This window comes from Rathayibacter sp. SW19 (assembly GCF_030866825.1).
Taxonomy (GTDB): Bacteria; Actinomycetota; Actinomycetes; order Actinomycetales; family Microbacteriaceae; genus Rathayibacter_A; species Rathayibacter_A soli.
This window is the reverse complement of sequence record NZ_CP133020.1, coordinates 2,875,204-2,898,914: the sequence shown is the minus strand read 5'-3', so window position 1 is coordinate 2,898,914 and position 23,711 is coordinate 2,875,204. Positions and strand designations below refer to the sequence as shown.

Genomic DNA, 23,711 nt, shown 5'->3' with positions numbered 1-23,711 from the left:
GTCCAGCCCACAAATTGACGAACACGTAATCGCTGCCCAGGTCCCCACATTCAGGCCACCGACGCGGAATTCGCCGAGCTCGGTGAGTGCATTGCGCCCTGCAAGACACAGCGTCCGCTGTTGCACTCGGGCGATCTCGTGCGGATGGACGAAAGCGACCCGGCACTGTGGATCAGCGGCGTCGTGTCACAGGATCGTTCGCACGCACTGTTCTCGCTGGCCTATCTCGCGATGCCCGTCGTACTCCCGCTCGGCCGGTTGCTGGGTTTTGGCTGCGGGGTTCGATGTCGGGGTGTGAACCGGGGGCGTATTCGTTCGTGCACGTATCGCTGCGCGGTCGCGTAGGTGCGGTCGCGGATGAAGATCGCGTCGGCGGCCATCATCGACAGTGAAAAGAAGGGCAGCCCCATCAGCACGGCGATCCCCACGTGCATGCTGAGGATCCCGGACAACGCGAGGATCCGCGTCCAACGCGTCAGCAGCAAGAACGCGAAGAACACCTCCACGTAAACCGACACATAGGTGGCAATGTTCACGACCAGCGGGTTGACTGTCACAAGTTGGGCAAGCCCCGGCCAGGGATCCAACGAATCCAGTTGCAACGGGTAATAGACGGCCGTGCCGTCTGCCCATTGGGATCCGGCGACCTTCGCCATGCCGGCAACCCCGTAGATGATGAACAGTTGAAGGGCCACCGCGACAAGCGCACCGTTGTGCAGGATCGTCGGAAACCATACCGGCAGCCTCCGCGCTGAAGGAGACACGGCAGCTCTGCGAGCCCGGCGCCGGGCATCCAACGACCAGCGTGCTGACATATCGGTGAAGCAGAAATAGAACAGCAGGATACGAAACGCATTATCGGTCTGGTCGTAGGCGACCGGGTTCGTGGAGACAAGACTGATGTACAGGTAGAGGGTCACGATTGCGGAGATCCGGGAATGCCAGCCCAGCAACAAGGCCAGGCCGGCAACACCTAACAGCAGGAACTTGATTGTGAACAACCACTCAGGATCCGCCGAACTGTAGAAGTCGAACGGGAAGGACCAGGCGGTCTGATACTGGATCGGTTTGACCCAGCCGGATCCCGGACCCCAAATGAAATCGCGCACAGGAAAATTCGCAACCACGAATCCCACCACGACCACGCCGTAGCCGATCCGGGCCACAGCCACACCATACGTGGCCCGCTTCGCGTCAATCAGCCACGCCTCCCCGGCACGGTATGTGCGCGCTGCGACGCCGGAGATCCGATCCGCCGCGGCCATCACGAGCCACCACGCTTCGCGTAAAAATCATGAATGACCGCACTGTCAAGGCCCGGCACATCCAATGGTTGACGCCAGCCCTCAACGAAATACGACGGAACCTCCTTGACCTTCTCAAACCGTTCATCAAAGGGCACCGGCGGGGTTGAAACCGTCCGCACCTGCACTGCGGTGATGGTGTTACCCCACCGTTGCCGGGCGATGGCCGTGGCCAGCCCGGTGACCGTCTGCTCGTATTGGATGTAACTGTCGGCGGCCGGGTTCGGGTGACGGGTCAAATCAGTCTTCAGCCTGTCCAACCAGTGCGCCCCGAAATAATCATTACCAACAACCTCCCGCACACCCGCATTCATCGCCAGAAAAGCCCCATGGAACCGGTCGCCGAGAATGTAATTGTTCAAATACATGCGGCTCGGCGCCGGGTGATCACGCACGAACTGTGCCGTGTCACTACCGGTGATATTGAACCATCCGGTCGGCTGCGCACCGGCCCACGACGCACTGGCCCCCTGTGCCGCAGGAAGCATCGCCCGCACCTGCAGGCTCACATTCGTTGAACCCGGGTTCGGTGCGAACACAGCCCACCCCTGCGTGAACATCGGCATCATATACCCATTCAGCAGGCTCGTCCCGATCAGAGCCCGCAGCGCGATAGAAGAAGTACCCCAGGTATACGTGAAGAAGAAATGCCAACCCAGGACCAAAGCAACAACCACCACCATCACCCGCGACGCACGAGGATGGCGCTGCGAGCCGGGCCGTCCAGAGGTGTTTACCAAACCCGCCTCCTCTGCACCGACTCACCGGATACCGGCGTCGACCCCGACAACCCCGCACATTATCCGCTGGGGAGCATCAACCGCTCCTCCAGCGACGGGGTCAGAATGCCCGCAACCGCACACACACCAGGTGCGCCCGGCACCCGCCGCCTAACGCACCTTACGAGCACGACCCACGAGGAACAATCCGCCGCCCAAACCCAGAAAGAGCAATACCGCCGGAACCAGCCACACGTTATCAAGCCCCGTATCAGCCAACCCACTCGCCGTCATCGCACCCGCTGTCATCGTCACCGCTGAACTGGACCCGGCAGTGGTCGTCCCCGCCGAAGTGGTACCCACCGTAGTCCCGACCGTAGTCCCGGTGGTTGTGCCGGCCGTGGTTGTGCCGGCCGTGGTCGTGCCGGCCGTGGTTGTGCCGGCCGTGGTTGTGCCGGCCGTGGTCGTGCCGGCCGTGGTCGTGCCGGCCGTGGTCGTGCCGGCCGTGGTCGTGCCGGCCGTGGTCGTGCCGGCCGTGGTCGTGCCGGCCGTGGTCGTGCCGGCCGTGGTCGTGCCGGCCGTGGTCGTGCCGGCCGTGGTCGTGCCGGCCGTGGTCGTGCCCGCCGTGGTGGTGCCTCCGCCGCTGCCGGTCGTGCAGTTGGCCGGTCGCGTGACCGTGTTGGTATCCAGTGTTACTGCACCGTTTCGGGCCAGCAGTCGACCTTGCACATCCGCGGTGGTGTTAGCAGTTATCGAGGTCAGCGCCAGGACGGTCCCGACAAACACCGAACCGGTCCCCAGGGTGGCGGAGCTGCCGACCTGCCAGAAGACGTTGCACTGGCTGGCCCCACCGGTGAGCATGACATGGCTGCTCGTGCCGGTGATCAATGTTGAACCGGCCTGGAAGATAAAGACCGAACTGGCATCCCCGTCCAGTGTCAGCGTCCCGGACAGGCTCAGTGTGGGGGCGGAGTACACGCCCGGGCCCAAAGTCTGGCCTGCAAGATCCACACTGGCCAGCGCAGTGGCCGAGCGGCCTGCGGCATCGTTATACGCCGTCGTGACATCCTGCTGGGCGGTGTCGGCGACACCGTCCGTGGTGTGAATGACGCCGTTCTCCACAATGCCGGGAGGAAACCCGGTGACCGCCGAACCCGGGCTGACCCCAAGATCACCGCTGAGATCACTTACTCCCGTGTTCGTCACGGTCGTGCCGCCCAGCACAGCAAAACTCTCCGCCGTGCCAAGTCCGACCGCCGCCTCGGCAGCCAGCGCCGGCCGGGCACTGCCCGGCACGAACGCGAAACCAATCGCCACCGCCAAACCGAACACGCAAACTGCCCGCACTTGTACACGCTTCGTCGAAAGAATCACAGTGTCCCCGCCTCACCAAATAGCCGAAGCTGGACCACATAGCACAGCAACGTGTCAGTTTTGCCCAGCCTAACCACGAATTACCACAGAATACGAAACTGTGAGAAATCGTCTGATAATTGCACTGGCTATAATCTCGTGCATTCGACCACAGACCCTCGCGGGCCCCGCAAAGCACAACAGATCATCCGATACTCGTGGGGGTTAAGAACCAGAGGACCACCCTTTTTTGACCCGCGTTCGCGGCCGCGGTCCTGAACGAACACTGGAAGCCGAACGGTCGCAGAGACCGCTCACCCTGAAATCTAACCTGACCACCCGCAAGCCGAACCACGCGACACCCCCGCGCTCTCGGGGTGTTCACCGTCAAAGCGAACCGACCCGTGTCGTGTTTGATTGAGGGGAGCATTACCCGGAAGGAATGTCCCTGAGATGGCAGCACAACGGAAGTACCCTGCAGAGCTTCGTCAGCGCGTGACGCGTCTGGCCGTCGAGGCGCGTAAGGACCCCGCGACCCGGGTGGGCGCGTACGGGCGGATCGGCGACCACGGACTCGGCGCGGATCGCGCAGCTGGCACGAGAGAATCGTGAACTGCGCCGTGCGAACCAGATCCTCAAGTCCGCGCCGGCTTTCTTCGCGGCGGAGCTCAACTGCCCATCCCGGTGACCGTGCGCGTCGAGTTCATCGACGAGCACAAGCAGCGGTTCGGGGTCGAGCCGATCTCCCGGGCGTTGGAAGACACGCCAGCCCAGATCGCCCCGAGCACGTACTAGGCCGCCAAGGCCCGCGAGCCCTCGGCTTGCAGTGTCCGAGACCAAGAGCTGACCGAGAAGGTCATCACAATCCACAAGGAGAACTAAGACGTGTATGGGGTGCGGAAGATGCCCGCCGCGCTGCGACGGGCAGGTGAGAAGGTCGCCGAGTCCACCGCGCGCCAGCTGATGAAAGCGCATGGACTGCGTGGACTGCTGCGGGCCAAGGGGCCGCGGACCACGAAGCTGGCGGCCGAGACCGACCGGCCGCGAGACCTCGTCGACTGGCAGTTCTTTTCACCCGCGGTCAACAGGCCCTTGGTCGCCGACATCACCTATGTGCGCACGTTCTCCGGAGGGGTGTATGCCGCGTTCGTCCTCGACGTGTTCTCGCGCATGGTCGGCGGCTGGCAGGTGGCCACGTCGCTGTATACCGACCTCACCCTGGACGCGTTGAAGATGGCGATCTGGCGGCGTGAGCGCGAAGGTGCCGACCTGTCCGGACTCGTCCATCATTCAGACCGCGCGGTGCAAAATCGAGCCATCACGTACACCGAACGCCTCGCCGAGGCCGAGGCCGTCGCCTCGGTCGGCTCCAAGGGAGATAGTTACGACAACGCCATGGCCGAAGCATTCAACTCACTGTTCAAGGCCGAGCTGATCCGCAACCGCGGCCCCTGGGCCGGCATCGACGACCTCGAGATCGCGGTCGCCGAATACATCGACTGGTACAACAGCCGGCGCCTCCACAGCGAACTCAGACACATCCCGCTCGCCGAATACGAAGCCCTCCACGCCGTCACCCAGGCGGCCCCGACCCTCATCAAAACCAACCAAACAACCCTCTATGAAACTCGACACTTGACAAACCAGCCGGGCCTGCGGGACAACGCGGATCGCGTCGCAGACTTGGGCGGTCCTGTCCCCGCAACACACGCCGAGACCGAAGGGCCATGGCCGCACGACGACGTGGCAGATCACGGTGCAGCGCGTGCAAACCTGGATTTGGTTCCCGCACGCGGATCAGACAATCCGCCTGACCCGCGACCGGATCGATCCCCGCAGCGGCAAGGCGAGTCGCGAACCGGCCTGCGCGATCACCTCGCTCAGCCCCAGCCGGCCTCACCGCCGGAACTCGTCGCGCTCAGCCGCGGATGCTGGGGAATCGAGTCCAGGGTGCCTCAGAACCCCCGAATGGAATGGTGAGACACGCGGTACGGCGAGACGACTTCCCGGGACGGTGCCGTTGCGCATGTTTTCGCGGCTCCTACAGCTGGTGTTTCGGGCTGGGGGAGTGTCTTGAGATGTAGTTTTCCGGGACAATCCACCTCGTGGGCATAACGCCCATCAGTTGCTCCTTCCAATCGTTTCGACAAAGGGCCGGCTGTCGACGGCGCCTGAATTTTGGCGATCGTTAGGGGTGGGGCTGGGCAAGACTTCGGAGTCTGACGCACGTGCTTAGTGACAACAGTTCCTTAATCCCGACGACTGTACTACCGGACGAGGCTCAAGCTCGGGCTCGTGGCACCAAGGTATTAGTGGTCGTGATTTCCCGAGCACTGGCCCACGGTGTCCACGTACTGAGCCGACAAGTCACGCGAGCCGACAAGCCAAGCGAACCGCTCGAACCCGCACGCGACAGGGTTTGGTGCACGGTAGCGCTGCGTGGCGTATTGCGGTTTGAGTTTGTGCCGTTCCGTCGAGCCTCTCAGCCTTTGCTGCGCCCCAGCTGGTGGCGCAGGGAACCTTCGACGTTGCGCTGTCGAAAGTGGTGCCCGACGTGCAGGAGCTTAGCGGGTGCGGCCTTCTGGTTCGCTTGTGCGAGTTCGTGGGCGCCCTCCTCTCCGAGCAGCAGTTGGGGTCCGAGGTTCGGTACGGGAATCAGAGCGGGCCTCGTCAGCACGCGCGCTAGTGTGCGCGTGTACTCGACGTTTCGAACGGGTTGCGGTGCTACCGCGTTGACCGGGCCGGAGAGGTGCGTGTCGAAGAGTGCGCGGTTGTAGATGTCGATGAGGTCGTCGAGATCGATCCAGGACAGCCACTGTTGACCGGTGGCGATGCGGCCACCCATGCCGAGGGCGAAGAGCGGGCGCAGCAGGCGCAGGGTGCCACCGCGCGGGGATTGCACGATGCCGGTACGGATGTTGATGACGCGGATGCCTGCCGTTGCGGCGGGTCGGGTGGCTGCTTCCCAGTCTGCGACGACATTCGCGAGAAAGCTCTCACCTGCGGGGCTCTCCTCGGTGAGGGCCTCGTCCCCGCGGTCGGCTCCGTAGTAGCCGATGGCGGAGGCGGCCACGATCGTTCGAGGTCCCGGTCGGGTTGTGGTGGCCAGTTCGCACAGCAGCCGGGTCGGTGCGATTCGGCTGTCACGGATCGCGCGCTTGTGGGCGGGGGTGAAGCGTCCGGCTATCGATTCGCCCGCGAGGTGGACGAGCGCGTCTATTCCTTCCAGCAAGCCGGCATTGGGCTTCATCGGATTCCACGTGCGCTCATCGCCGCCGTGGGCTTGTCGCCTTACCAGGCGGATAACCCGGTGACCACCGGAGGTGAGAAATGCGCACAATGCTGAGCCGACCAGGCCAGAGGTCCCGGTCACAGCGATGGTGAGCGGTCTGGCACCGTTTTCTGTTGCCCAGCGATGGGCGGCGAGGTCGCCGGCGAGTTGGCTGTGCCGGTAGAGGAACATCGGCCGCAGCAGATGCGATCCCAGTGGTGTCTCGACACGATCGGTGACCCGGGTTCGTTCGTTGCCGGCATCCGCGAACTGGTGGGTGTGTCGCCAGCGCAGCGCGGTGTAGACCGGAATGGACGCAAGTCCGCCGGCGGCGATGGTGTCGACGAACTGGTGGGGCGGCCGGTACCGGGTCGGGTCATGCCGGGAGACCCAGGTGAGTCCGCCCGGAAGGCGGAGGAGCGCCTCCCCGTCCTGCAGGTTATCGCTTTCAGCGCGAAGGCTGACGGGCTGCCACGGTGGAGAAAGCCGGGTGAAGGCGCCCGGCCTGGTATGCCAGCCGAAGACATCCTGAATGGTCGCATCAACGATCGTGGAATAGGTTATGCCCATGTGCTGACTCCAGCTCGATCGCCACGGCTCGCCTGCTTCCAGGCACACCTGTTAGTTTGCTCATCATGAGACTCTGGTCGGTTCATCCACGCTATTTCGATCGGCAGGCATTGGCGGCGTGCTGGCGTGAGGGGTTGCTGGCTCAGGCGGTGCTTGCAGACCGGACGCGCGGATACCAGCGGCACCCGCAGCTGGAGCGTTTCCGTGCCCATTCGAGTCCATCGAGGGCAATCGGCGCGTTTCTGTGCGGGATCGCCGATGAGGCCGACACGCGCGGGTACACCTTCAACCGAGCGAAGATCCTTGAGGTGGATGACGCGCTGGAGCCGATTCCGGTTACCGTCGGCCAGCTGGCCTACGAGTGGGCGCATCTGATGTCGAAGTTGACGGTGCGCAGTCCCGCCGTCGCGGCAGAATGGGAACAGACCCGGCTGCCCGAATCTCATGTGCTGTTCACTCTGATCGAGGGGTCGATCGCTTCGTGGGAGCATCCGAAGAGTTGATCCCGGGCTGACCTTCCATTTCGATTGGTTCATCGCCGGTGTCGCTGAGTTCGTTCAAGAATCGGATGACGGTCTCGCGCTCGGACGAACTCAGGCGTGCTGCGACGTCGAATCGGCGGGCATGCATCTTACCTACCGTATCCCGGACCTGTTGGTGCGTGTGCGTGGTGATCGTGATCGCCAGGGCCCGTCGGTCGGTGGGGTGGGGCGAGCGTTGAATGTGGCCGGCTGCAGCCAATCGGTCCAGCAACTTTGTAGTGGATGCTGTGGATATGCCCAGGTGCTCGGCCAGAGCCCCAGGGGTCGCGATGACACCCTGATTCTGCGCAACGACGAGAAAGCGCAGCGCCTTCATGTCGGTTTCGTTCAACTGCATGTGACTGCGCGACCGGAAGCTCATGGCCTGTTCCGATTCGCGCCACCGGCGGATGCCCACCAGCACCCGGGTTATCTCGGTGATCTCTTCTTCATCCATTCCCGAGTAGTCGACCAGTTGCTGCCCCGGATCGATGATTCGCGGGTCGAGCATCGCGTCAGCGGCACCAAGGTGCATGTTGCGTGGCTCAGGCATACGGGTATTCTATTCCTCAACACGATGCTTACTAAGCTATTTATTAGCTAGGCTAGGCGTGTTTGATCTAATGCTCGGCTTGGGAGGTCGTGATGGTGAACGCGGCGGATGTTGAGGAGGTCATTCTCCTGGACGAGGCGGGACAACCGGTTGGTGCGACCTCGAAGGCGGGGGTTCATGGGCCGGAGACACCGTTGCATCTGGCTTTTTCCTGTTATGTGACCAACGAGTCGGGCGAGGTGTTGTTGACGCGGCGTGCGTTGACGAAAGCAGCCTGGCCGGGGGTGTGGTCGAATTCGTTTTGCGGGCACCCGCGGCCTGCTGAGTCGGTCCTTGCGGCGGTTCATCGGCGTGCCGAATTCGAGGTCGGTTTGGTGCTGACGCGGGTGGAGTTGGCGTTGCCGGTGTTCCGTTACCGGGCGAGGGATGCTTCGGGTGTGGTCGAGAACGAGATCTGCCCGGTGTATGTTGCCTCGACGTTGATGCAGCCGGTACTTCACCCGAGTGAGGTGATGGACTACGCCTGGACCGACCCGCTTGCACTTGGCCGGTCCATCCGGCTCACTCCCTGGGTGTTCAGCCCGTGGCTTGTGCTGCAGGCCAAGTTGCTGCCTCTTTTGGGCGGAACGGGCAACAGCATGTGGCAAACCGTCCGGCCTGATGTCCGGGAGGGAGCACTGCGATGATATTGACGGTATCGCGACCTCGCGGTTCGGACTGCGTCGCGCAAGTGGAGATGCGCATTTCTGATTTCTTCAACGCTAAACAGTCGCTGGCAGGCCCATACGGTCGCCAATATGCGGCACTGTGGTCAGGCACCCGGCGCGCGTGTGAAGGCGGGAAGAAGTTTCGCCCCGCGCTGGTGGTCAACGCATATCACGCGCTGGGCGGGAAACATGACGAGGACGTCGTGGTTGTCGCGACCGCGTTCGAACTGCTGCATACCGCGTTCCTGCTGCATGATGATGTGATCGATGGGGACACGATGCGGCGGGGGCAACCGAACCTTCTCGGAGCGTTTTCCGCTCACGCTGCCGATCGCGGCGTGAACGCAGCATCCGCCACAGTGTGGGGCGAAGCATCCGCCATCCTGGCCGGCGACCTGCTGATTCATGCGGCACAGGCACAGATCGCCCGCCTGGATATCGCCGCAGGGACCCGGTGTGCGCTGTTGGAGTTGCTGGAGGAATGCATGTTCGTCACCGCCGCCGGTGAACTGGCCGACGTCGCCTTCAGCACCACCGTAGAGCTCCCGGTGTTCTCGGAAGTGCTCTCGATGACGCAATGGAAAACCGCCCACTACTCCTTCCAGGCACCGTTGCGCGCCGGCGCAATCCTGGCCGGCGCCGGTGAAGTTGCTCTGACCGCACTCGGCGAGTATGGACGCCATATCGGCATCGCGTTCCAGCTGCGTGACGACATCCTCGGAATCTTCGGCGCCGAAGACGTAACGGGCAAGAGCACGACGAGCGATCTGCGCGAACACAAGATGACCGCCCTGATGTGTTATGCGTTACAGAGAGACGACACCGGCGAACTGCACGAGATCCTGGGGCGCGAACGTGTCACCGATTCCGATCTGCAGCGCGTGAAAAACATCCTGGCAGGTGGCGCGCGCGCGTTCATCGAGACTCTGATCGCCGATCAGACACAACTGGCCATCGCTGCGATCGACTCGTCGGCGATCCCAGCAGGTCTGGGGGAGCAGTTGGTGGACGTGGCACGGAAAGCGTGCGAGCGCGCGTCATGAGATTCGGTCACACGGACGCCCCTGTGGGCCTGGGCTTGTATTCTCGCGCGGCGCACAGGAGTTCAGCGCAGATCATCCGTGAGTATTCGACATCGTTCGGGATGGCCTCACGCCTGTTGGGGCGGCGTGTCCGGGCGCATGTCGAGAACATTTATGGGTTGGTGCGCATAGCCGACGAGATCGTCGATGGTGCGGCCGCGGAGGCGGGTCTGGATCTCGACGCACAGCGGGCTCTGCTTGAAGCATTCGAAGCTGAGACAGACAGTGCACTGCAGGCCGGGTACGGCACCAACCTGGTCGTGCACGCGTTCGCCACCACCGCCCGCACTGTCGGGATCGGCACCGAGTTGACAGCGCCGTTCTTCGCGTCCATGCGCCGTGACCTGAACCCGGCGGCGTTCACCGCGGATGAAATGCACGATTACATCTATGGGTCGGCCGAGGTTGTCGGGCTGATGTGTTTGAAGGCGTTCCTGCATGGTGTGCCGAGCGTGCCGAGCCAACGCGGACGCCTCGAGGAAGGCGCCAGAGCGTTGGGTGCTGCTTTTCAGAAGATCAACTTTCTGCGCGACCTGCGTACTGACTGGAGTCAGCTGGGCCGCAACTACTTCCCGGAAATCGATCCGGATTGCCTCACGGAGGCGCAGAAGATGGGGTTGGTTGCGGACATCGAGTCCGATCTGGACACGGCGGCGGCGGTCATTCCGAACCTTCCTGCCGACTGCCGCACGGCGGTCGTCTCGGCGAACGGCCTGTTCGCGGCGTTGACCCGCCGAATTCGGGACACGCCGGCAGCAGATCTACTGCAGACACGCATTCGGGTGCCCACTGCGATGAAGTTGCGCATCGTCTTTCAGGCGAAAACCGGCGCAAGAATGCGGAGTACGTCGTGAGTGGCGGTCTCCAAGCCAGGAAGACAGTTGTGGTTATCGGCGGCGGCATCGCCGGCCTGGCAACCGCAGCACTGCTGGCCCGAGAGGGACATCAGGCCACTCTCCTGGAAGCGCGAAGCGAGCTCGGCGGACGAGCGGGCAGCTGGCAGAAAGATGGGTTTCGGTTCGACACCGGGCCTTCGTGGTATCTCATGCCGGAGGTGTTCGATCATTTCTATCGTCTGCTAGGCACGTCCAGCGCTCAGCAGCTCGCACTGACGCGGCTGAACCCCGGCTACCGGGTGTTCTTCGAGAAACATGGCGATTCGGTGGATGTGATGGCCGAACGAGCCGCGAACCTGCGCACGTTCGAGCGGATCGAGCCCGGTGCCGGTACCGCCCTGAACCGATATCTTGTCTCCGCGAAAGATGCATACGAGGTTGCTCTGCGCCGTTTTCTCTACAGCACCTTCGCCTCCCCGCGCCGCCTGCTGGCATTCGATGTGGTCAAGCGCATGCCGCGATTGACGCGGCTGCTGCTGCAACCGCTGGATGGTTTCGCCGCCCGCTACGTGACGGATCGCCGGTTGCGGCAGATTCTCGGGTACCCGGCCGTGTTCCTGGGTTCGTCCCCGTCGCTGACCCCTAGCCTCTATCACCTGATGAGTCACCTGGACTTGGAGGACGGCGTGTACTATCCCGACGGCGGATTCGCCGCGGTCATCGCCAGCATCACCGGCCTGGCCCAGGCGGAAGGAGTGAGCATCGTCACCGGCGCCCGGGCAAGAAGGATCACCACCACGGCGGCGGGCAAACGTGCACGGGTGACCGGCGTTGATTTCACCGATGGTGACGGCGCGATGCGGCAGGTGGCGGCGGATGTTGTTGTCTCGGCCGCCGATCTGCACCACACCGAGACCGAGCTGCTGCCTGCGACACTGCGCAGCTACCCGGAGGAATGGTGGTCAACTCGCACCGCCGGCCCCGGGGCGATCCTGGTTTTCCTCGGCGTTGCCGGCAGCTTGCCGGAACTGGCCCATCACAGCCTGTTCTTCACCGAGGATTGGGCCGAGAACTTCGGCCGCATCTTCACCGCACCGACCTCGATTCCCGACCCCGCATCGATCTACGTCTGCCGGCCGAGCGCCACCGACCCGGCCGTGGCCCCAGCCGGGCACGAGAACCTGTTCGTTCTGGTCCCGGTGCCGGCAGACCCGAGCATCGGCGGCGGCGGCATCAACGGTGCTGGGGACGACTCTGTGGAGGCGGTCGCCGATACGGTCATCCGGCAGATCTCCCAGTGGGCGGGTATCCCCGATCTCGCTGAGCGCATTGTGCTGCGGCGAACCCTCGGACCGGGCGACTTCGAGGCGGGCTTCCACTCCTGGAAAGGCAGCGCCCTTGGGCCGGCACACACGTTGCGGCAGAGCGCGTTCCTGCGTGGCAAGAATGTGTCCTCGAAAGTCGACGGGCTCCTGTATGCCGGCGGGACCACCGTGCCGGGCATCGGTTTGCCGATGTGTCTGATCAGCGCCGAACTGGTCATCAAGAGGCTACGGGGCGACACCACTACCAGCGCCCTTCCGGAGCCGCTATGAGCATCGTTTATCTGTTGTGTCTGGTGGCCGTCCTCGCGTGCATGGTGCTGACCGATCGCCGCTACCGACTGTTCTTCTGGAAAGACCCGTGGCGTGCCGCTGCCGTGCTGGCTGTCGGGCTGGTGTTCTTCCTCGGCTGGGATGTGCTGGGTATTCACCTGGGAATCTTCTTCCGCGGTGAGACCGGGTTCATGACCGGTGTGCTCCTGGCACCGGAGCTGCCGGTGGAGGAGCCGTTCTTCCTCGTATTCCTGTGCTATCTGATCATGGTGCTCATCGGCGGGATCGACCGCATCCTTGGTACTGTCAGGCGACGCCGGCGCATGGTCAGGGGGCGTCGGTCGTGACCTACCTGTGGTTGAGCCTGATCTTCCTCGCCGGTGCGGTGCTGGTGCTGGTTGCCGCGCTGGTGAAGGCGCGGGCCTTGTGCCGTGCGTTGATCACCCGCTGGTGGTTGCCGGTCACGGCGGCAGGGATCGTCGTGATGGTTCTCACGGCGGTCTTTGACAACGTGATGATCCGCAGCGGACTGATGGCGTACGCGTCGACCAAGACTTCGGGCCTGGTCATCGGGGTGGCACCAATCGAGGACTTCGCCTACCCGGCGGCCGGGCTGATTCTGCTGCCATCGTTGTGGTTTCTGTTTCGCAGGCGAGGCACCCATGACCAGTAGCCGCATCCGCCGAACTGTCGGGGCGTTGGTCGTGGCCTCCCGCCCGGTCAGTTGGATCAATACCGCTTTCCCGTTCGCCGCCGCCTACTATCTGACGGCAGGGCACGTCGATGCGGCCTTGGTGGTGGGAACGGTCTTCTTCCTGGTGCCGTACAACCTGGCGATGTACGGCATCAACGACGTTTTCGACTACGAGTCCGATCTGGCCAACCCGCGTAAGGGCGGTCTGGAAGGCGCCGTACTGACACGCAACCTGCACCGGCTGATGCTGCGCGTTTCGGGCCTGCTGACCGTTCCGTTCATCATCATGCTGGTCGTACTCGGCGATCCGGCCTCATGGGCGGTCCTGACGGTGAGCCTGTTCGCGGTGGCCGCCTACTCCGTTCCGGGACTGCGGTTCAAAGAGAAACCGTTCCTGGACTCGATCACCTCCAGCACACACTTCGTGAGCCCCGCCGTGTACGGGCTTGTCCTGGCCGGTGCAGCCCTCACTGTTCCACTTGTTGCCCTGCTGGCCGGGTTTTTCCTGTGGGGTATCGCCAGCCACGCCTTCGGTGCTGTGCAGGATGTGATGCCCGACCGGGTCGGCGGCATCCGTTCGATCGCGACCGTCATGGGCGCGAAATGGACGGTCCGGTTCTCCACGGCTGCCTGGGTTGCAGCTGGGCTGCTGATGTTGCTCACCGTGTGGCCGGGTCCGTTGGCCGCGTTGTTGGTGCTGCCATACGTTGCTGTGGCTTCACCGTTTCGCTCGATTTCCGATGAGAAATCCGAGCAGGCCAACCGTGGCTGGAAACGGTTCCTGTGGATCAACTACACCGCCGGTTTTCTGGTCACCATGCTTCTGATCGCCTACGCCCTGGAAAGGTCTTGACACCCCCATGAACACTGAATCCCGCCGCGACTGGACACCTGCACGCTGGTTGCGCATTCTGCTGCCGACCGTGCTGCTGATTATCTGGCTTGCCGCGGCAAGCTTCGGCGGGCCCACGTTCGGGAAACTGTCTTCGGTCTCCAGCAACGATCAGGCCGCGTTCCTTCCAGCCAGCGCCGAATCCACCGAGGTGAACACGGTGCAGAAGAAGTTCACCGACGCGAAAGCGCTGACCGCGATCGTCGTCCTCGTCTCCGATTCGATCATCCCGAAAAGCGACCTGACCTCGTATGCGAAACTCGGCACCAAGCTGGGCGCCGTCGACGGGGTGCAGAAGGCGCAACCACCGGCCACGACCTCGGTGGCCGGCCCGATCCCATCCAAGGATGGCAAGGCGATCGAGTTCATCGTGCCGGTCACCGACACCAACAACGTCAAGAGTGTCGTCGCCGACCTGCGCACAACGGTCAACGATGCGATCCCGTCGACTGTGACCGGCTATGTGACCGGGCCTGCCGGTCTGACCGCCGACCTGGTCAACGCGTTCGGAGGCATCGACGGCATCCTGCTGTTGGTCGCGGCCGGGGCCGTGTTCCTGATCCTGCTGCTGGTCTACCGCTCGATTGTGCTGCCTTTCCTGGTGCTGTTCACCTCGATCTTCGCCCTGACCTCAGCGATCCTGCTGGTCTACGCGTTCGCCAGCTGGGGCTGGATCACCCTCAGCGGCCAAAGCCAGGGCATCCTCTCCATCCTGGTCATCGGGGCCGCCACCGACTATTCCCTGCTGCTGGTGGCCCGCTACCGGGAAGCACTACACCACGTCGAGTCGAAATGGGCGGCAATCGGCCGGGCCTGGCGGGCCGCCCTGGAACCGATCGTCGCATCCGGTGCCACGGTGATCATCGCCCTGCTGTGCCTGCTGTTCTCCGACCTGAACTCCAACAAGGCTCTCGGGCCGATCGGTGCTATCGGTATTGTGTTCGCGCTGTTGGCCGCCCTGACCCTGCTACCGGTGTTGTTGGTAATCTTCGGCCGGGCAGCGTTCTGGCCGTTCCGCCCGAAATATGCCACCGAAGCCGCCGATGACGACCGGCACGCTCATGCCGAGACCATTCGAGGGCTGGAAGGCATCACCGGGCTGTGGCGGCGCGTCGGCAGCCTCATCGCCCGCCGCCCGCGGGCCACCTGGATTGTCACCCTCGTTGTCCTGGGTGCCTGCTCGCTGGGTCTGCTGCAGTTGCAGGCCAACGGGGTGCCGCAAACCGATGTCGTCCTGACCGCCTCGAACGCCGTCGACGGGCAGAAAATCGCGGCCAAACACTTTCCGTCCGGCTCCGGCAGCCCCGTCGTGATCGTCACCGACCGTGACAAAGCCGACGCAACACTGAAAGCCGTCAGCCAGACACCGGGGATCAGTTCGGCGACCTTCTACACCGGCAACAACCGTCCCGGCACACCGGCCGAGCCGGTGGTGCTCGACGGGAAGGTGCTCATCGACGGGGTACTCTCGGCCGAACCCGACTCACACACGGCCGAACAAGTGGTCCGCACGCTACGGGCGCAGTTGCCGAAAACCGACCCCGGGGTACTGGTCGGCGGGGTGACCGCGACCGCACTGGACACGAACACAACCGCGCAAAACGACCTGGTCAAGATCATCCCGATCGTGCTGGTGGTCATCCTGCTCATTCTGATGCTGCTGTTGCGTTCGATCCTGGCCCCGGTGCTGCTGATCGGCAGCGTGGTCGTCTCCTACGCGGCAGCGCTGGGGGTGTCGGCACTGGTTTTCAACCACATTTTCCAGTTCCCAGGTGCGGATGCGGCAGTCCCGCTCTTCGGCTTCGTCTTCTTGGTCGCGCTCGGTGTGGACTACAACATCTTCCTGATGACCCGGGTGCGCGAAGAATCCATCCGGCTCGGCACCAGGCCGGGCATCCTGCGCGGCCTGGGCATGACCGGCAGCGTCATCACCTCCGCCGGGGTCGTTCTGGCCGCCACCTTCGCGGCGCTGGCCGTCATCCCGATTCTCTTCCTGGTGCAACTCGCGTTCATCGTCGCCTTCGGGGTGCTCCTGGACACCGTCATCGTGCGCTCCCTGCTGGTGCCGGCCGTCTCGTACGACATCGGACACGCCATCTGGTGGCCCTCCACACTCTGGAAGCGCGGCACACCCAGCCCTCGAGCAGCCACGGACGGTGAGCACACATGACCAACCCACCTGCGGACACGGCGCATCTCACGGCCGGGCCGGGGGATCGCGTGAGCCCGGCACGCCGTCGGTGGGCGGGCCTGGTGTTCATCAGCGTCGCTGTGGCGCTGATCATCGTCGATTCGACGATTGTCAACGTGGCGATCCCGTCGATCGTGCGCGACCTGCGCATCACCTCGACCCAGGTGCAATGGGTTCAGGAAAGCTACACCCTGGTCTTCGCCGCCTTGTTGCTGGTCTTCGGCACCCTCGCCGACCGGTATGGGCGCCGTCGCATGCTGATCATCGGGGTGAGCATCTTCGCCGCTGCCTCCGTATTGGCCGCCCTGTCACCTTCAGGGGACCTGTTGATCGGCTCCCGCATTCTGCAAGGCGTGGGCGGGGCGATGGTGCTGCCCACCACGCTGTCGCTGATCAACGCGACCTTTCGAGGCAGAGAACGCGGTATCGCCTTCGCCGTGTGGGGTTCCACCATCGGTGGTATGGTCGCTGTCGGCCCGCTTTTGGGTGGCTGGCTGACTACCTACTATTCGTGGCGGTGGGCGTTCGGCATTAACGTGCCACTGGCTGTGATCATCGTCATCGGTGTGCTGGTGTGCGTGGCCGAATCCAAGGATGCCGGACAGCTGCGCTCGATTGACATCATCGGTGCCGTGCTCTCGGTCATCGCCAGTGCGTCTCTGGTCTTCGGCCTGATCGAGGGCCGCAGCTACGGTTGGTGGTTGACCAACGCTAACCAGAAACTTGCTATCGGCAGCTGGGAGTGGCCTTTCGCTCTCTCACCGATAGCGATCGCATTTGCACTCACCCTGGTCTCGTCCGTGGCGTTCATCCGGTGGGGTATCCACCGTCAACGGGCCGGTCAATCCACGCTGGTGGCGTTTTCCCTGTTCGCGATCCCGTCGTTTCGCAACGGCAACATCGCCGCGATGATCATCTCCCTCGGCGAGTTTGGCATCATCCTGTCTCTGCCGTTGTGGTTGCAGAACGTTCTCGGCTACAGCGCCTTGCAGACCGGGTTCGTTCTTTTGGCCCTGGCCATCGGCTCGTTCGCCGCCAGCGCTCTCTCCGGCGCGTTCGGGCAGAAACTCACCCCGGTCGCAACCGTGCGCATCGGCATCATCGGGGAGATCATCGGGGTCACCGGTCTCGGCTTCGTCATTAGCGCGAACGCGACATGGCTGGTCATCGTGCCGTTCCTTTTCGTCTACGGAATCGGCCTCGGCCTGGCCACCGCCCAGCTGACCGGGGTCGTTCTCAAAGACGTGCCTGTTGAGAAGAGTGGGCAAGGCTCCGGCACGGCCAGCACCGCACGGCAAATCGGCTCCGCCCTGGGCATTGCGATCCTCGGTACCGTGCTGTTCACCTCCGTCGGCTCCTCTCTGAACACACGACTGTCCGAGATGACACCGGCACTTCCGGCGGCCGCCCAAAGTCAGATCGTCAACACCGTCGTCGTCAGCGCCGGCGGCGCGATTCCGGGGCTCTCAGCCAAGAGCGAGAAGGTTGCGGATGCTGCGCGCGAAGCGTTCAGCGACGGAACCCGCTACTCCGCGTTCGCCGCCTCCGGATTCCTCGTGCTCGGTCTCCTGGCCACGCTCAGACTGTCCGGCGCCCGCAACACAGGCTCCGAAGACACGGCACCAGAACCCTGGGATGCAACCAAGCCCGCAATACGCAAACGAAGACGCCGAGAAGTTCGGCCACTGGCTAATGACCGCGCGGCATACATACTCAGGGGGAGAATGCCTGCGGACAGCAATTGACCCGCCACTGAAGTGGCGGGTCATCGCACCCTTGATGCTTTTCGGGGATTAGTTGGCCGGCGGCATCAGCACGGTGTCGAGGAGGTACACGGTCGCGTTGGCGGTGTGCACTCCACCGCAGATCACGTTGGAGTTGTTGACCTTCATGTTGTCGCCGGTGCCGGTGATCGTGACGTCTTGACCTTCGACGGTCGCGTGCGATCCGTCGATGGAGTCAGGGGCCAGTTGGCCGGCGATCACGTGGTAGGTCAGGATCTTCTTCAGCGTGGCGGCGCCCGCGGGCGTCTTCAACGTGTCGATCGTGGCGGGGTCGATCTTGGCGAATGCCGTGTCGACCGGGGCGAAGACCGTGAACTGACTGCCGTCCAGTGTGTCGACGAGGTTGACGGCGGGGTTCAGCTTGCCGGAGACCGCGGCGACCAGGGTCTTCAGCAGCGGGTTGTTCGATGCGGCCACGGCCACGGGGTCTTGTGACATTCCGCTGACCGAGCCGGCACCGGAGGGGTTCGCCTTCGCGTAGGCCGCACATCCCGGACCGACCAGATCCGCGGCCGGATTCGCCTTCGTCGCACTTGCGGAGGGTGTTGTGTCGTTCTTCATCGACGTCGACCCGCCTGAACTGGCCGCGGCCGAACAGCCCGACAGTCCGATCAGGGCGACTGCGGCCAGGCTGATCACGGCGATGGTGTTGCGCTTGTTGACTCGCATGAGCTTCTCCTTTGATGTTCTGGCTGTGTGGCCAGTCGGCCACGCGCTGTGCGGCCTTCATCAGCACATTCGGAACGTCGGTCCTGACCGGTTTGGAATTGCTTGTCGGCAATCCATGGATGCGCCGGGTTCCGAACTGTGTGCGATACCCCTCGTGAAGCACACCTCAGTGCATCGACCATCGCCTTGGAGGCACCCCGTGTACCTGACGCTTGCTCTGATCGGATTCCTCGGAGGTTTGGTCACGGGAATTTCCCCGTGCATCCTTCCCGTGCTGCCGGTCATCTTCTTCTCCGGTGGCGTCCAGGCCGCACGCCCTTCGGCAAGCTCAGGGGCCGGGACACTGTCAGCAGCCACTCCAAGTGCACCGACGTCGTCCGCAGGTTCCGGCACGGCGACTGTGCTGGCGGAACCTCAGGTGGCTGCATCGCCGACGGTTTCGCGTTGGCGCCCTTACCAGGTGATTCTCGGCCTGATCGTCAGCTTCAGCGTTTTCACCCTGCTCGGTTCGCTGCTGCTGGCTGTTCTGCATCTGCCGCAGGATGTTCTGCGCTACGCTGGCATCGTCGTGTTGGTATTGATCGGGATCGGGTTGATCGTGCCGCGGTTCGAGTCGATTTTGGAGAAGCCGTTTTCCTGGATTCCGCAGCGCAATGTCGGCACCGACCGTGGCGGTTTTGTTCTGGGGATCGCGCTCGGCGCTGTCTACGTGCCCTGCGCGGGCCCTGTCCTGGCGGCGATCACCGTTGCCGGGTCGACCGGTCGGATCGGTGTCGGCACGATCGTGCTGACGGTCACGTTCGCGCTGGGTGCCGCGATGCCGTTGCTGATTTTCGCGTTGGCCGGCCGCCGGGTCGCCGAGCGGGTGCGCACATTTCGCAAGCACCAGCGCGGTGTGCGGATGACTGGCGGCATCTTGATGATTGGTCTCGCCGTCGCGCTGGCCTTCAACCTGCCGCAGTTCTTGCAGACTCTGGTGCCGGATTACACGAGCGGACTGCAGGACCAGTTCTCGAACTCGCAGCAGGTCAGCAAGGCGCTCAATCTCGGCGGCCTGGTCAACGACCAGAACAAGAACCTGTCGAAATGCCGCAATGACGCGACCGTACTCGAGTCCTGCGGCACCGCACCGCAAATAACCGGAATCCAGACGTGGTTCAACACGCCCGGCGACAAACCGCTCACGCTCGCCCAGGAGAAGGGCAAGGTCGTGCTGATCGATTTCTGGGGCTACTCCTGCATCAACTGCCAACGCTCGGTCCCGCACGTCGTCGCTTGGAACAAGGCGTACAAAGCCGACGGGCTGCAGGTCATTGGCATCCACTCACCCGAGTACTCGTTCGAAAAAGTAGTCGGCAACGTGAAATCCGGCGCCAAGGCGCTGGGCATCACCTATCCGGTGGCGATCGACAACAATCTGTCTACCTGGACGAACTACCGCAACCGGTACTGGCCGGCCCACTACCTGATCGACGCGAAAGGCGTCGTGCGCAACGTGCAATTCGGTGAGGGCAACTATTCCTCGACCGAGGACCTGATCCGGCAACTACTGAAACATGCAAACCCGGATGTCAGCCTCCCGCCCAAAACGGAACTCGCCAACACGACGCCCGCTCTGGGCTCGATCACCCCCGAAAGCTACCTCGGCACCACCAAACAGGTCAACTTCGGCGGCAGCGAACCCTATTCGACCAAGACCACACAGTTCCGGTACCCGGAGAAACTAGCCGGCAACGAATTCGCCCTCGACGGCGCCTGGTCGCTGCAGACGCAGTACGCGACACCGGACGCAGCTTCGGCGCGCATCCGCTTGAACTACACCGGCGACCAGGTGCGGATGGTGCTGGGAGGCTCCGGCACGCTGACCGTCGGCAATGGCACTAAGACCACGACGATCTCCGTGTCCGGCGTGCCCCGCTCCTACCAGGTCGAGAAGACCGCGAAATCCACATCGGGCACCCTGAACGTCACCGTGGGCCGCGGCGTGCGGGCCTACTCGTTCACCTTCGGCTGAGCGTTGACATCCGGATAGCCCGGCCGAGATGACCTGACCGACGTCACCGAATTGCTCACCACCGACACGCGCCTGGCGGGCGCGACCGGGCCCACGTGCCACATCGAGCTGCTACGTGGCTGGAAGACGATCGACGTTGATTCGCCGATGTGGGCGCCGCCGGGCTACGGCGACCACCTCGAATAACTCAACCCGGGCATGCGATGCGGGCGAGGATGAGGCAGATGGGGCTGACCGAGGAGGTCGTAGCAGCGATCATACCCCGCCACGGCGAACCGGCGCGGTGGAGCATCTCCTTCGCCGTCGACGCTGTGGACGCCGTCGCGACCAGAGCCCGCGAGCTCGCCGGGTCGGTTCTGACTGGACCGTGGGATGCGCCATGTGCGCGATCGGCCGTCCTGGCCGACCCGGCCGACCCGGCCGGCCATCCTTCATCGCCGCCCAGTTCGTACCCGAGAACCGCTGAGGGATCGACTCGCACGGGCTGCCCTGCGGGTCGTGCCCTGCGGCCCGTTAACTGTCCGGTGAGCGAGGCGGGTATCGGCGCCAGCGTGTTGAAGCCCGCCGATTCCTCGCTGCGGCACCCTAACTGGCGATGGCGACGATCGGCTTGGTAGTCGGTGCCTTCGAGCCGCCCGCGGGTTCGATTGTGATGCCGACGGTGTCCCCGGCGGCCATCCGGCCGTTCAGAACCTGCCACGTCCTCTCGTCCGACCGGATCGTGACCAGGCCGGCCGACACCACGGAACCTTGGCCGATGTACCACAATTGATAGGTCTTGCCGGCAGGTGCCTGCGGCAGCCCGTCGAGCACTACGGCGGATTCGCCCAACTGCTGTGACCAGATCAGGGTCGCGGAGCCGCCGCCGGCGACCGCTTCGCTGGCACGCTGGGCGTCGGAGGCGGCGCTGATCTGAGCCAATGTCGCGGCCTGCTGCTGCACGGCAGACGAACCGTTCCCCACGGCGATTCCCACACCGGTACCGCCGGCGAAAAGCGCGACGGCCGCGGCCGCGGCGACAAGAATGACGCCAGGTCGGCGGAACCAGCGCGCCCGGGCCCGCGCATCCGCCGACGTTGGGGGAGAACCGGCGGTCGAGTCGGTGGCGCGGGAATCGGCCACGGACCAGACTTCGGTCACCCTCGCAGACTGCGCGGCAGCGCTTGCCGTCTCTGGTGAGTCGCTCGCTGCCCACTGCGGCGTGCCGGCGACCTGCGCCATCAACCGAGCCTTGAGCGCGGCCGACGGAGTCGCCTCCGCAACATCGTTGTCTAGAGCTGCAGCCACCGCCTCGAATGCGGCGGCCTCGCGGCGCGCATCCGCCGAGCGCGCCAGATACGCCTCATACTCGGCACGCTCCCGAGGCGTCAACGAACCGAACGCATGGCCGGCCGCCAACAGCGACGGGTCGTCGAAGTCGGTCACGGTGCCACCCCCAATTCGTTTCTCAATCGAATCATCCCATCACGCAGCCGCGTTTTCACTGTGCCGATCGGGATGCCCAGCAGCTGCGCGATCTCGCTGTGCGTGTATTCACCGTCATAGGCAAGAGAGATCGCCTGGCGCTGCGTATCGGTCAGCTGTTCCATGGCCGCGCCCACTCTCTCTCGCTCGATTCTGATCTCGACGGTCTGGGCAACCTCGTCGGAGACCGCATGAAAATCGCGGATGCCGATCCGGGTATCGCGATCGCGGGAGGCCTGCGCCGACCGAATCCGGTCAATCGCCCGCCTCGTCGCCATCGTGAGAACCCAGGTTGCCGCTCCACCTTTATTCGGTTCAAAGCGCGCAGCGGATTGCCACACCTCCAGAAACACCTCCTGCGCAACCTCTTCCGATTGCGCCGGATCAATCAGAAGTCGACGGATCGTGCCCAGAACCCGAGCGGCCAGCCGGTCGTAAAGCTCACCGAACGCCGCCTGGTCGCCCTGCGCGGTGCGCAACAGAAGCCCATCAGCGCTCGTCGGCGGCGCGTCGGCATCATCCGCCGATCCAATGGTTTCGCTACGCACGGTTACCAGCATTGCAGGTGGGCGCGCGCGCCGCGACCGGCTACCCTAACGTGGCCAGCCAGCAGATGGTGCGAGTACCGGTTGAACCTGCCGAGTCCAGATCATTTTTCGAGACGGACCAATCCAGTTTTGGCGGCCGCTCCGAATAACCCGTTGCCGAGATCAGTGTCGAGTCCGCGGTCGCCCGTCGCTGTATCGACGACAATTCGTACCTCATCTGAGGCCGCGACTGCGAAGGGAAAGATCGTGGATATAAAAACTAAGGGCGGTAGACGCCGCCTCGGGATCGTCGCATCAGTCTTCACCGGTGCGATTATCGCAACGCTGTCGATTTCGACCGCGGCATTCGCGGCCAGGTCAACCGTGCTGCCTGTTTCATCGGCGCAGACGCCGGCCTGGAGCAACGGCGAGACCGTGACGATACAGTATTCACAGAACTTCTTCTGTGATACCAGCGTCGCCTCGAGCGCGCCGAGCGGTTGCGAAGTCGGTACCGACGCCAATCGTGGGCCGGTCGCCAACGCCGACCGCTCGACGCTTTTTGTGCTGGTTCCGCTGTTCGCCAACCCGAGCCCGGCGCCGATGTGTGCCGTTGCGTCGTGCCCGAACCACCCGTTGACCATCGACCTCTCGCGGATCGCTGGCGCGCTTGGCGCATCGCCCAACGCCGTGGCCGATGTCGCTCTTCCCGCCCACAGTCACATCCTCGACGGTCCCGCCGGCGGATGGTGGGACGTGAAGGTCGTCGCTGTCACCAACCAGGCGGCATGGTCGCAACTCGCCGCCGGGAAGTCGGAGGGGGTGATGAACAGCCTGATCGCTGATCCGTCGAGCGGCGTGCTCGGCCCGATCCCGACGAACCTGTATCTGTTCTTCAACGTCGTCGGACCGCGCTGACCCACAGGTGCCTCCGGGCGGGCCGCTGCGTGAGTTGCGCCGCGACC

The 23,711-nt window shown here is 63.9% G+C and carries 22 protein-coding genes; 14 read left to right on the top strand and 8 right to left on the bottom strand.

Annotated features, from left to right (window positions below; genetic code table 11):
* Positions 1 to 221 precede the first annotated feature (221 nt).
* The 3 genes from QU604_RS13460 to QU604_RS13450 all read right to left on the bottom strand — a co-directional run bounded on the left by QU604_RS13460 (position 222) and on the right by QU604_RS13450 (position 3,340).
* The gene (locus QU604_RS13460) at positions 222 to 1,265 is read right to left on the bottom strand and encodes an HTTM domain-containing protein (protein WP_308465142.1); all 1,044 of its coding nucleotides are present in this window, start codon (positions 1,263 to 1,265) and stop codon (positions 222 to 224) included.
* Positions 1,265 to 2,044 (bottom strand): DUF5819 family protein, encoded by a 780-nt coding sequence (locus QU604_RS13455; RefSeq protein ID WP_308465141.1) that lies wholly within the window; start codon positions 2,042 to 2,044, stop codon positions 1,265 to 1,267. The genes QU604_RS13460 and QU604_RS13455 overlap by 1 nt, the downstream gene beginning before the upstream one ends.
* Before the next feature lie 150 nt (positions 2,045 to 2,194).
* Positions 2,195 to 3,340, bottom strand: coding sequence for an ice-binding family protein (locus QU604_RS13450; RefSeq protein WP_308465140.1), 1,146 nt, complete (start codon positions 3,338 to 3,340; stop codon positions 2,195 to 2,197).
* A gap of 489 nt (positions 3,341 to 3,829) precedes the next feature.
* Here QU604_RS13450 and QU604_RS13445 point away from each other — a divergent pair, with 489 nt between their 5' ends.
* Together QU604_RS13445 and QU604_RS13440 are read left to right on the top strand one after the other, a co-directional pair.
* On the top strand, positions 3,830 to 3,988 hold the full coding sequence (locus QU604_RS13445; RefSeq protein WP_308465139.1) for a hypothetical protein: 159 nt from the start codon (positions 3,830 to 3,832) through the stop codon (positions 3,986 to 3,988).
* A 273-nt stretch (positions 3,989 to 4,261) separates the two neighbouring features.
* The gene (locus QU604_RS13440) at positions 4,262 to 5,356 is read left to right on the top strand and encodes an IS3 family transposase (protein WP_308465138.1); all 1,095 of its coding nucleotides are present in this window, start codon (positions 4,262 to 4,264) and stop codon (positions 5,354 to 5,356) included.
* 502 nt (positions 5,357 to 5,858) lie between these two features.
* On the opposite strand, the gene QU604_RS13435 is transcribed toward QU604_RS13440, so the two are convergent.
* Positions 5,859 to 7,217, bottom strand: coding sequence for a TIGR01777 family oxidoreductase (locus tag QU604_RS13435; RefSeq protein ID WP_308465137.1), 1,359 nt, complete (start codon positions 7,215 to 7,217; stop codon positions 5,859 to 5,861).
* A gap of 65 nt (positions 7,218 to 7,282) precedes the next feature.
* Between QU604_RS13435 and QU604_RS13430 the strand changes: the two genes are divergently transcribed.
* Positions 7,283 to 7,720, top strand: coding sequence for a pyrimidine dimer DNA glycosylase/endonuclease V (locus QU604_RS13430; RefSeq protein ID WP_308465136.1), 438 nt, complete (start codon positions 7,283 to 7,285; stop codon positions 7,718 to 7,720).
* On the opposite strand, the gene QU604_RS13425 is transcribed toward QU604_RS13430, so the two are convergent.
* A complete protein-coding gene (locus QU604_RS13425) occupies positions 7,671 to 8,291 on the bottom strand; it encodes a MarR family winged helix-turn-helix transcriptional regulator (protein WP_308465135.1) in 621 nt (206 codons plus the stop codon). The genes QU604_RS13430 and QU604_RS13425 overlap by 50 nt on opposite strands.
* 92 nt (positions 8,292 to 8,383) lie before the next feature.
* Here QU604_RS13425 and idi point away from each other — a divergent pair, with 92 nt between their 5' ends.
* Genes idi through QU604_RS13380 form a run of 9 tightly spaced genes read left to right on the top strand, consistent with a single transcriptional unit; the run spans position 8,384 to position 18,033 of the window.
* Positions 8,384 to 8,977 (top strand): isopentenyl-diphosphate Delta-isomerase, encoded by a 594-nt coding sequence (gene idi / locus QU604_RS13420; RefSeq protein WP_308465134.1) that lies wholly within the window; start codon positions 8,384 to 8,386, stop codon positions 8,975 to 8,977.
* 50 nt (positions 8,978 to 9,027) lie between these two features.
* On the top strand, positions 9,028 to 10,041 hold the full coding sequence (locus QU604_RS13415) for a polyprenyl synthetase family protein (RefSeq protein WP_308465133.1): 1,014 nt from the start codon (positions 9,028 to 9,030) through the stop codon (positions 10,039 to 10,041).
* Positions 10,038 to 10,934, top strand: coding sequence for a phytoene/squalene synthase family protein (locus QU604_RS13410; RefSeq protein WP_308465132.1), 897 nt, complete (start codon positions 10,038 to 10,040; stop codon positions 10,932 to 10,934). Before QU604_RS13415 ends, QU604_RS13410 begins: the two co-directional genes overlap by 4 nt.
* Positions 10,931 to 12,511 (top strand): phytoene desaturase family protein, encoded by a 1,581-nt coding sequence (gene crtI, locus QU604_RS13405; RefSeq protein WP_308465131.1) that lies wholly within the window; start codon positions 10,931 to 10,933, stop codon positions 12,509 to 12,511. Before QU604_RS13410 ends, crtI begins: the two co-directional genes overlap by 4 nt.
* Positions 12,508 to 12,858 (top strand): lycopene cyclase domain-containing protein, encoded by a 351-nt coding sequence (locus tag QU604_RS13400; RefSeq protein ID WP_308465130.1) that lies wholly within the window; start codon positions 12,508 to 12,510, stop codon positions 12,856 to 12,858. Before crtI ends, QU604_RS13400 begins: the two co-directional genes overlap by 4 nt.
* Complete coding sequence (locus QU604_RS13395; protein WP_308465129.1) at positions 12,855 to 13,184, top strand: lycopene cyclase domain-containing protein; 330 nt, start codon at positions 12,855 to 12,857, stop codon at positions 13,182 to 13,184. The genes QU604_RS13400 and QU604_RS13395 overlap by 4 nt, the downstream gene beginning before the upstream one ends.
* On the top strand, positions 13,174 to 14,058 hold the full coding sequence (locus QU604_RS13390) for a prenyltransferase (RefSeq protein WP_308465128.1): 885 nt from the start codon (positions 13,174 to 13,176) through the stop codon (positions 14,056 to 14,058). Before QU604_RS13395 ends, QU604_RS13390 begins: the two co-directional genes overlap by 11 nt.
* Before the next feature lie 7 nt (positions 14,059 to 14,065).
* Positions 14,066 to 16,267 carry an MMPL family transporter gene (locus tag QU604_RS13385; RefSeq protein ID WP_308465127.1) on the top strand — a complete coding sequence of 734 codons (2,202 nt, stop codon included), beginning with the start codon at positions 14,066 to 14,068 and terminating at the stop codon, positions 16,265 to 16,267.
* The gene (locus tag QU604_RS13380) at positions 16,264 to 18,033 is read left to right on the top strand and encodes an MFS transporter (protein WP_308465126.1); all 1,770 of its coding nucleotides are present in this window, start codon (positions 16,264 to 16,266) and stop codon (positions 18,031 to 18,033) included. Before QU604_RS13385 ends, QU604_RS13380 begins: the two co-directional genes overlap by 4 nt.
* A 48-nt stretch (positions 18,034 to 18,081) precedes the next feature.
* On the opposite strand, the gene QU604_RS13375 is transcribed toward QU604_RS13380, so the two are convergent.
* On the bottom strand, positions 18,082 to 18,741 hold the full coding sequence (locus QU604_RS13375) for a fasciclin domain-containing protein (protein ID WP_308465125.1): 660 nt from the start codon (positions 18,739 to 18,741) through the stop codon (positions 18,082 to 18,084).
* A 199-nt stretch (positions 18,742 to 18,940) separates the two neighbouring features.
* Between QU604_RS13375 and QU604_RS13370 the strand changes: the two genes are divergently transcribed.
* Positions 18,941 to 20,755: a cytochrome c biogenesis protein DipZ gene (locus QU604_RS13370; RefSeq protein ID WP_308465124.1), complete on the top strand. Its 1,815-nt coding sequence runs from the start codon at positions 18,941 to 18,943 to the stop codon at positions 20,753 to 20,755.
* Positions 20,756 to 21,340: 585 nt separating this feature from the next.
* On the opposite strand, the gene QU604_RS13365 is transcribed toward QU604_RS13370, so the two are convergent.
* Positions 21,341 to 22,180, bottom strand: a complete 840-nt coding sequence (locus QU604_RS13365; RefSeq protein WP_308465123.1) for an anti-sigma factor — start codon at positions 22,178 to 22,180, stop codon at positions 21,341 to 21,343.
* Positions 22,177 to 22,779: an ECF RNA polymerase sigma factor SigK gene (gene sigK / locus QU604_RS13360; protein WP_308465122.1), complete on the bottom strand. Its 603-nt coding sequence runs from the start codon at positions 22,777 to 22,779 to the stop codon at positions 22,177 to 22,179. Before sigK ends, QU604_RS13365 begins: the two co-directional genes overlap by 4 nt.
* 234 nt (positions 22,780 to 23,013) lie before the next feature.
* On the opposite strand from sigK, the gene QU604_RS13355 reads away from it, so the two are divergent.
* Positions 23,014 to 23,664, top strand: a complete 651-nt coding sequence (locus QU604_RS13355) for a hypothetical protein (RefSeq protein WP_308465121.1) — start codon at positions 23,014 to 23,016, stop codon at positions 23,662 to 23,664.
* The last annotated feature ends 47 nt before the right edge of the window (positions 23,665 to 23,711 follow it).